Below are 9,174 nucleotides of genomic sequence, written 5' to 3' on the forward strand. Positions count from 1 at the left end.
TTCATCCGCGGACCGTTGTGCTAACTGCGTGGTTAGAGCTGTTCGACGACGTAGTCGATGCTCTGCAGCAAGGCGGCAACATCGCTTGGGTCGATCGCCACAAATGTAGCAATGCGCAGCTGATTGCGGCCTAGCTTGCGATAAGGCTCAACATCGACCACGCCGTGAGCGCGCAAGACCTTGGAGATGGCCGTGGCATCAATCGAGTCATCAAAGTCAATGGTCGAGATGACATTGGAGCGGTGTTCCGGGTTGGTGACGTAGGGCGTTGCAAACTCAGAAGCTTCTGCCCAGGCATAAATCTTCCCTGCAGACTCCGCGGTACGTTTCACAGCCCACTTGAGACCGCCATTTGAATTTATCCACTTGATCTGAGCGTCCAAGGTGACCAACGTGGTCAGCGATGGGGTGTTGTAGGTCTGGTTTTTCAGCGAGTTATCTAGAGCGGTCTTCAGGTTCAAGAAGTCCGGGATCCAGCGGTCGGTCGCTGCGATTTCCTCAATGCGAGCCATTGCGGCGGGGGAGAAGAAAGCTAGCCACAGTCCGCCATCGGAGGCAAAGTTCTTTTGTGGCGCAAAGTAGTAGACATCGGTCTGTGACAGATCTACATCTAATCCGCCCGCAGCGCTGGTGGCATCGATAACCACAAGTGCATCCTCATTGGCGTCTGCTACTCGCAGAATCGGGGCAGCGGCTCCGGTGGAGGTTTCGTTTTGAGGCCATGCGTAGAGATCTACGTCAGCTTCGGCAACAGGAGTCGGCACTGAGCCCGGCTCGGCGGTGATAATCGATGAAGCGGCAAGGAATGGCGCTTTATCGGTGGCCTTGGCGAACTTCGAGCCGAACTCGCCAAAGGACAGGTGCTGTGCCTTATTGCGGACCAGAGAGAATGCGGCGGCATCCCAGAAGGCTGTGGATCCCCCGACGCCCAGAAGCACTTCGTAGCCCTCAGGGGCGCTGAACATTTCTTTAAGACCGTCTTGCACGGACGCAACCAGGTTTTTGACTGGCGCCTGACGGTGGGAGGTGCCCAATAGGTTGGCGCTCGCGTCCACGATTGCCTGAATTTGTTCCGGGCGAACCTTTGAAGGGCCTGCGCCGAATCTTCCGTCGGCAGGCAGAAGGTTCTTTGGAATGTTGATGCCGGTGCTCATCGCGCTCCTCTTTAGCGTTTGGTTGAAAGTGCTGGTATCCCGACGGTGTTCCGTAAATATGGAATAGTTCAGGATAGTTTCGACGTTTCAGTTAACATCTTCGCAAATTGCGAGGGGATGAGAGAAAAACCGGACCGTCGGTTACGACATGCAATTTATGCTGTGGTCGCAGGGAACGCCTCCACAACCAAGTAGAGTTGCATACTGACGTTCCGTTTTTTCAAACGAACCTAACTGTTGTGACTTCCAGGAGTGGCTAACGTGTCTGACCTTATCGATACAACTGAGATGTACCTGCGCACCATTCTTGAACTTCAAGAAGAAGAGATCGTGGCCTTGCGTGCGCGAATCGCGGAACGTCTTGGGCATTCGGGGCCTACTGTGTCGCAAACTGTCGCTCGGATGGAACGCGACGGACTCGTTGTAGTCTCCACCGACCGTCATTTGGCTTTGACTGAAAAAGGTCACGAACTGGCTACGGGCGTGATGCGCAAGCATCGTCTAGCTGAGCGCCTACTTTCGGACATGATTGGCCTTGAGTGGGAGTACGTACATGACGAGGCTTGTCGCTGGGAGCATGTCATGAGTGAGCGTGTTGAGCGTCGGCTTTATGACTTGCTGGGCAAGCCAACAGTTTCTCCTTACGGTAATCCGATCCCGGGCCTTGAAGTCTTAGGTGGACCGAAAGTAACGGAAATCTCATCTGAGGTTGAGAACCTGGATAACGCATTGCTCTCCGGAAACGTCGGGCCGCTGGCGATCGACCGCTTGGCTGAGCCGATCCAAACGGACCCAATCCTGCTCGGACAACTGAATGAGGGCGGAATCCGTCCCGGAGCGATAGTCAATCTAGAGCGCGCCGATGATTACGTTGTGGTCCGTGTGCAAGGCATCGAAGGCGCCCTAGAGTTGCCAGTCGAGGTCAGTGCACACGTCTTTGTTCGTACAAATCAAAGATAACGAAATTGTAACTTTTCCGATCGACCGGTAGGGTTATGCGAGGGCGTTAGAGGTTTATCTAATGCCGATTCCGAAAGCGCAAACACCGAGTATTGCCCTGCCTTCCGGATGTGACAAGAACTTTTAGGGCAATAGCGGGGAACCCACTCATCTGACGAGTCATTCGTCTTGGGGTGAAGTCATGCCAATAAGCAAGACCGGACCAATCACAGGGCCGAACCCGACAGCTAACTTCGCAGGTGTAGATGTGAGAGGAATGTTTTGGCAGAAACCAGGACGACGGGTCGACGTCGCGCAGCAGATGTCGAAATCGACGCGATCGCTGAAATCGCAACAGCTGCTACCGAACGACCCGTTGGTCGCCGCGCATCGCGCGAAGCTACTGTCGAAGCATTAGAAATTATCGCACCAGTGTGTGCCGACTATGTTGGACGCCGATTCACATCGGGACAGCGTTACGGTATCGCACCAACGTCGAAAATTCTTGCGGCTCAGGATGTTGACGGAAACGTCATTGCCCTACCCACGGCCAAGCCAGTTATGGCTTCCGAAGGTGCCGTAGCCAGTAATGGGGAGCTCGTTCAGAGTCTCCACGCATCACCTAAAAAAGTTTCCCGACTAGGGTTCACACATAAGATCGCGGCCGTTGCCGCGGTATCAGGTTTGGCCCTCGCAGCGGTTTCCCCGCAACTCAATGGAGCCGAGCCGGACGAGCCAGCTTCCGTAGCTAGTGCTCAGCGCACCGCGACTTCCGCTGTTGTTGATGTTAAGGCACCGGAAAATGCCGGGCTAGAGGTTCAGCGTGCCGCACTGAAGTCGGATATCAATCCAAGTGTCGCCGACGAAAACAAGCTTTCGGAAATTCTTACCGCTTCCGGTGGAAATATCCAGAAGATCGGTTCGACGGGCGGTCTGCTTGAGCGTCCCGTGGATAGCAACCGCATTACTTCGCCCTTCGGGCATCGCAAGAATCCAACCGGCGCCGGCTTCATGGTCCACAGTGGCACAGATTACGGTGTGCCGAGCGGCACAAAGGTTTACGCGGCTGCCTCGGGCACCGTGGAGGTCTCTGGATGGGCCGGTCACTCCGGTCAACGAGTTACCTTAGGTCACGGAAATGGGCTGGAAACTGGCTATAGCCACAACTCCAAACTCCTAGTCAAGGTCGGTGACAAGGTTCAGCGAGGCGATGTGATCGCTCTGGCCGGCAGTACCGGTAACTCGACGGGCCCACATGTGCACTTTGAGGTCATCGTTGATGGGCAGTTCAAAGACCCAGCAGGCTGGTTATAACGTTGAACGTCACCTTACCGTGATCAAAACGTGACATTTGAAAGATAGTCCTATAGGCTTATCTGCGTGCCAGGGGGAAGCCCTGAGCAACATTGCGTGTGATCCGAGCACTGCCAGCATGCAATGAGCAGTTATACACAACTCGTACGGCAGTGACGGGGGAACCAACATCGGGTCGTTAGTTTTGACTAACAACCCTAGGGGTTAAGTGGACAAGAAGGAAACTTCGAATCCACCGAGGTAACTCCACTTCGAACCCGACAGCTTACCTCGTAGGAATCAAGGAGAGGCATTATTGTGACCAAGCGTCAAACCCATGGACGTCGCCGCGCCGACGTGCCACGCACTAACTCGCTAGAGGCGATTTCTCAGGCCGTAGCGTCTAACGCGGGCTCAGTTGGCCGACAGGCAGCCGTTGTTGCTGCTGCGTCCGGTTTGATCGTCACCTTAGGCGTTCCAGGCCAGGCTACCGCGCCCCGCGATGTATCCGCGGCGCCAGTTGATACCATCAACCCTGAGCGTGTGTCGGTAAAGACCGTCAAGGTCGACACCAAGAAGGCCGACAAGGTCGACATCGAGCGCGCCAGCTTCACCGCTGAACCAAAGCCTGAGCCAGAGCCAGTCGTTATCGCTGTTGCTGACAGCATTGAGCCAACCACCCGTCAGAACTCGGGTAGCTCCGATTCTTCGGGAAGTGCTGACTCCATGGCACCAATGACCCGCCAGAACCGTGGCGGCAACGGCCAGCAGAGCGCACCAACTCAGACCCAGAAGCAGGAAACCAAGAAGGAAACTTCGGCTCCTAGCTCGAACCTGACTGGTATTGCAGGAACTGCAGCCAAGTACTCAGGCGTTCCATACGTCTGGGGCGGCAACACTCCAAGCGGCTGGGATTGCTCCGGCTTCGTAAAGTATGTTTACGCGCAGCACGGCATCAACATTGCTCGCGGTACCTCCGCGATTCTAGGCTCCGGCCAGTTCAAGCGCACCAGCAGCCCGAAGCCTGGCGACTTGGTGTTCCAGAACGGTGGAGGCCACGTAGGCATCTACCTCGGTGGTGGCCAGATGATCGGCGCACAGAACCCAAGCGTCGGTACCATGATCCACTCGGTAACACGCAACCCGTTGTACGGGTACTACACCCTAGCTCGCTAAACAGCCTGCTCCCATTGGCCATCGAACGTAAAGTTCGGTGGCCAATGGTCGTTTAACACAGTGAACTCCATGCTACTTCGCGATGAAAATCAGCGAATATCTTCCTATTTTTAGCCCCGAATATGCGACACATCGCATAGGCTAACGGCAAGAGGACTAACCGAGACGAGCTCGTCGTCATCAACTTCAAGTGATGCGTACGAATTCATTGAAGGAAGTATGCGCATGAGAACGTTGGTTTTGAACGCAGGATTTGAGCCACTGGCAGTGGTGACTTTTCGTAGAGCGCTTATTCTTGTGCTTACAGAAAAAGCAACGATCATCTTGCAAGACGATGATTCACCGGTTCGAGGAACTGACAGGGAGTTACCCCGACCCACCGTGATCGTGTTAAAACGATATGTACGACGCCCCTACAGGAACATGATCCATGTGACCCGTAGGGGCGTTCTTCGTAGGGACCACTTTCGTTGTGCATACTGTGGGAAAACTGCCAATACAATCGACCACGTGATCCCGCGCAGTAGGGGAGGACAGAACACCTGGGAAAACCTAGTAGCAGCGTGTCTGTCGTGCAATAGTCGCAAGGCAGACAAAATGCTCGCTCAGCTCGGTTGGCAATTGCTACTCACACCACATCAGCCGCGCGTGGGCGGACACCTAGTCTCCGGGTTAGAACATATTGATGCTTCATGGAATCAATATCTTCATGCCAGCTAGGAAATATCTACACTCCGTGAGATGTTGAGACGTTAGTACTATCTGAACAATTCACGGAGGTAACTTGTGAGCATGGAAGGCGCGGCGTGGAGCACGCTGTGGCAGTTGTCTAAAAGTGAGCAGCGACGGGCTTATCGGCCCGATACCCCGGGACGCGTTTTTAGATTCGCGCTTAATTACAAAGCCAGGCTCATAGTCTTCGTGATTTTCTCCGTACTTTCTGCTGCGATAGCAGTGATCACTCCAGTACTCGCCGGACGAGTCGTGGACGCAATTGTGGGTCAGGGGAACTGGGCGACAATTCGCAATCTAGCCATTGCTATGGTGATAGTCGCAGTCTTGGACTCCATTTTTGCAATGTTAGTCCGCTGGCAATCATCAACCCTCGGCGAACAGATCATCTATGACCTTCGTACGAAGGTGTTCGACCACGTACAAAAGATGCCGATCGCTTTCTTCGCACGGACAAGAACTGGTGCGCTGACATCACGACTTAATTCCGATGTAATCGGTGCGCAGGCCGCCTTCGCAGGAACACTGTCAGGGATCGTCTCCAACGCGGTGGCGCTGGTCTTGACCGCGATCGTAATGCTCACAACCTCTTGGCAAGTTACGCTGCTGGCTTTGGTACTCTTCCCGATATTCTTGCTCCCGGCCCGACGTTTCGGTAAATCCTTGGCGGGTTTACGTAAGGAATCGGCGGATCTGAACGCCTCAATGAGCACACAGATGACCGAGCGCTTTTCGGCGCCCGGGGCGACGCTGATCAAACTTTATGGCCGTCCGCACGAGGAATCAACGCAGTTTGGTCTGCGCGCCGCACGTGTTCGCGATATCGGTATCAAGATGACCTTGCGGCAATTTGCGTTCGTAACGGTACTGGGATTCGTCGCGGCGCTGTCATTGGCTCTGGTCTACGGACTTGGTGGTTTTTATGCCCTGCGTGGAGACATGGCCGCCGGCGACGTGGTGGTGCTCGGAATGCTCATTATTCGGCTCTACACACCGCTCACAGGGCTTGCGAACGCGCGAGTGGAAATTACCAGCGCTTTGGTCAGCTTCGACCGTGTCTTCGAGGTACTGGATCTTGAACCGTTGATCAAGGATGCTCCAGATGCGATCGCTTTACCCAGCGAACCGGTGGCAGTGAAATTTGATCGGGTGACGTTCGCGTATCCGAGTGCCGAGGAAGTATCCCTCGCATCGCTGGAGGAGACCGCGGTATTAGACGGACGTGGCGGTGAGGAAATTTTGCATGATATTTCCTTCGAGATTCAACCAGGGCAAACGGTGGCGCTTGTGGGTTCATCCGGTGCGGGTAAATCCACCATTGCGCAGCTACTCGCTCGACTCTACGATGTGCGCGGGGGAGGTATTACCCTTAACGGGTATGATCTACGCCAGCTTAAGCTCGTATCTCTTTATCACGAGTTGGGAATGGTGACCCAAGACGGGCATCTGCTTCACGAGACGGTACGTTCAAACCTCCTGTTGGCCAACCCGGAAGCTGAGGAAGCGCAGCTCTGGGCAGCTTTGGAAGACGCGCAGTTAAGAACGCAGATCGAATCCTTACCGGATGGGCTGGAAACCGTGGTCGGAGAACGCGGGTACCGCCTTTCGGGCGGGGAGCGTCAACGTATGACTATCGCTCGTATGATTCTGGCCAATCCAGGGCTGGTGATACTGGACGAGGCCACTGCTGCCTTGGACTCACGAAGTGAACTTGCAGTGCAACTGGCATTGAGCAGGGCTTTGGAAAACCGCACAGCGTTAGTGATTGCTCACCGCTTGTCCACTATCCGCCAGGCTGACCAAATCCTTGTGATTGATGGTGGGCGAATTGTCGAACGTGGCACTCATCTAAGTTTGCTAGGCGAAAACGGTGCCTACGCAAAGTTTTATCAGACGCAGTTCAGCTCTGATCACGGTGCGGAACCTCAGTAGAATCTCCCGGTCAAAGTGCCCGCGGAAACGATGCGAACTACGTTAGGCATATCATCACTTGGAAATCGTTGATGAAACTAGGCACCCATGTCATTCGCGTTGGCCAACAAGGTAGGTAAAACGTGTTCTCTTAACAGTGGTGCAATGTCATTGCGTAATAGGGCATCCCGCGGATCAATCCACAAGAGCTCTTCGAGTTCGGCTAACGGTTCGGGTGAACCATTAAATCTTGCGGCGAATAAATAAGCTTGGATTGACGTATCTTCTTCATTCGCCGCAGGACCACTCCATTCTCCATATGGTTCGAGGTCCTTTGCTTCAAAATCCACGCCTAATTCTTCGGAGACTTCGCGCATTACGGCCTCTATAGGTGTTTCTCCGGGTTCTGGTTTCCCGCCAGGTTGCATAAATTTTGTTGTTCCGCGCTTGCGAACCAGGAGTATTTGTCCTTGGTCGTTGATTAAACACGCTGCAGAAATAGTTAAAGTTTTCATCATCAAAACACAATATCGCGTGTGAAAACGTATGACCAATGGTAACGTGCATTAATGGATCTCCAACGTTTTTAGTTGAGAGGCACTACGATTCGACAACTCGCAGTTTCGAATCATGTGTCGGAATCTTGGCAGTACGTTGGAATGGAGAGATCGATCCATCAACTTTATAGATCTATGGAGCATTAATGCGACGGGGTACAAACTTAGGCCGCCTAGGCGATTTTAATCAGGCGGTAATTCTAGAGTCCATCCGACGAGCCCCAGACGGCATCAGCCGTGTGGAGCTTGCAGGTTCGACTGGACTTTCACCACAGACAATCTCAAACGTAGTACGTCGTCTGCTTGACGACGGCATCGTTCGCGAAGATCGCACCATCGTTTCCGGACCGGGTAAGCCACGTACCGTTCTTGAACTAGAGGGAAACCGCCTAGTTTCTATCGGTATTCACCTTGACCCTAGCGTTCTGACCTTTGTCGCGATGAACCTGCGCGGTGAAGTCCTGCGCGAGCGCAGTATCGATCTACCAAACCTTGAGGTAGCTACCGAGACCATCCAGCTGATGGCTGACACGGTCAAGGAAATGATCGCCGAGATTCGCATACCTAAAAAGCACATCGTTGGTGTGGGTATCGCCGTGCCAGGGCCGGTCAACGTTGAAGACGGCGTGGTACTAAACCCACCACTACTGGACGGTTGGGCAGACGTTGAGCTGGTAACTCCGTTACGTAAGCTGTTGCGCCTACAGGTCATCATTGAGAAAGACACCATAGCTTCCGCTGTCGGCGAGCTATGGCAGTCCAAGGAAGAGAAGTCCGATGACTTCGTCTTCGTCTACTGCGGGCATGGATTCGGTGCAGGCATTGTCATCGATGGCGAAGTCCACCACGGATCAAGCAATAACGCTGGCGAAATTGGGCACTTCTCCACCGGGCAGAAGTCGGTTTCCTGCGAAGAATGCGGTGCAGATGATTGCTTGGCCGCAGGCACCTCATACGAGTTCATGGCCGCACAGGCCAAGGAGCGCGGCCTGGAATTGCCTTCGTACGAGATCATGGGCCCAGAGCAGCGCTCAGAGGGCCTGAACCGACTCACCGAACTTGCTCTGGAAGGCAACACTGTTGCCAAGGAACTTATCGTAGAGTCAATGGTTCGCGTTGGTGAAGTTGCCGGTCAACTAGCAAACGCCTTAGACGTAAGCGAAGTTGTTTTTGGCGGCCCACAGTGGGACAAGGTGCGCGAGCTAGTCTCCGACGACGTTGATGCGGCCGTAAAGCGTCGCTTTGGCCTACGCGGAGTGCACGAGCTTGGTACTCGAAGCTCAACTCTTGGCTCGCAAGTCGGCGCCATTGGTGGCGCATGCGTAGTCATGGATGCCTCACTTTCACCGAAGGCCACCGCGTTACTATTGCGCTAGGCATTTCCGCAAGACTAAAGACCGTGGTTCCCTTCC

8 protein-coding genes and 2 riboswitches are annotated in these 9,174 nt (G+C 54.2%); of the genes, 6 read left to right on the forward strand and 2 right to left on the reverse strand.

Annotated elements, in window-relative coordinates; all coding sequences use genetic code 11:
* Window positions 1–32: 32 nt before the first annotated feature.
* Window positions 33–1,154: a phosphoserine transaminase gene (serC, locus tag CIK74_RS10070; RefSeq protein WP_096256087.1), complete on the reverse strand. Its 1,122-nt coding sequence runs from the start codon at window positions 1,152–1,154 to the stop codon at window positions 33–35.
* Between the two features lie 261 nt (window positions 1,155–1,415).
* On the opposite strand from serC, the gene CIK74_RS10075 reads away from it, so the two are divergent.
* From CIK74_RS10075 to CIK74_RS10095, 5 genes are all read left to right on the forward strand, one after another.
* On the forward strand, window positions 1,416–2,114 hold the full coding sequence (locus tag CIK74_RS10075; protein WP_096256089.1) for a metal-dependent transcriptional regulator: 699 nt from the start codon (window positions 1,416–1,418) through the stop codon (window positions 2,112–2,114).
* Between the two features lie 73 nt (window positions 2,115–2,187).
* A riboswitch (cyclic di-AMP (ydaO/yuaA leader) is annotated at window positions 2,188–2,371 on the forward strand.
* A 4-nt stretch (window positions 2,372–2,375) separates the two neighbouring features.
* Window positions 2,376–3,407, forward strand: a complete 1,032-nt coding sequence (locus CIK74_RS10080; RefSeq protein WP_096256090.1) for a M23 family metallopeptidase — start codon at window positions 2,376–2,378, stop codon at window positions 3,405–3,407.
* A 124-nt stretch (window positions 3,408–3,531) separates the two neighbouring features.
* Window positions 3,532–3,701, forward strand: a riboswitch (cyclic di-AMP (ydaO/yuaA leader).
* A gap of 3 nt (window positions 3,702–3,704) precedes the next feature.
* Window positions 3,705–4,562, forward strand: coding sequence for a C40 family peptidase (locus tag CIK74_RS10085; protein ID WP_096256091.1), 858 nt, complete (start codon window positions 3,705–3,707; stop codon window positions 4,560–4,562).
* A gap of 225 nt (window positions 4,563–4,787) precedes the next feature.
* Window positions 4,788–5,282, forward strand: coding sequence for an HNH endonuclease (locus tag CIK74_RS10090; protein WP_096256092.1), 495 nt, complete (start codon window positions 4,788–4,790; stop codon window positions 5,280–5,282).
* Between the two features lie 66 nt (window positions 5,283–5,348).
* On the forward strand, window positions 5,349–7,226 hold the full coding sequence (locus CIK74_RS10095) for an ABC transporter ATP-binding protein (RefSeq protein ID WP_096256093.1): 1,878 nt from the start codon (window positions 5,349–5,351) through the stop codon (window positions 7,224–7,226).
* 77 nt (window positions 7,227–7,303) lie between these two features.
* Here CIK74_RS10095 and CIK74_RS10100 read toward each other — a convergent pair whose 3' ends face one another.
* Window positions 7,304–7,723 carry an NUDIX domain-containing protein gene (locus CIK74_RS10100; RefSeq protein WP_096256094.1) on the reverse strand — a complete coding sequence of 140 codons (420 nt, stop codon included), beginning with the start codon at window positions 7,721–7,723 and terminating at the stop codon, window positions 7,304–7,306.
* A 185-nt stretch (window positions 7,724–7,908) separates the two neighbouring features.
* Between CIK74_RS10100 and CIK74_RS10105 the strand changes: the two genes are divergently transcribed.
* On the forward strand, window positions 7,909–9,138 hold the full coding sequence (locus tag CIK74_RS10105) for an ROK family transcriptional regulator (RefSeq protein ID WP_096256095.1): 1,230 nt from the start codon (window positions 7,909–7,911) through the stop codon (window positions 9,136–9,138).
* Window positions 9,139–9,174 lie beyond the last annotated feature (36 nt).

It is taken from the genome of Glutamicibacter sp. BW77 (genome assembly GCF_002332285.1).
Taxonomy (GTDB): Bacteria; Actinomycetota; Actinomycetes; order Actinomycetales; family Micrococcaceae; genus Glutamicibacter; species Glutamicibacter bergerei.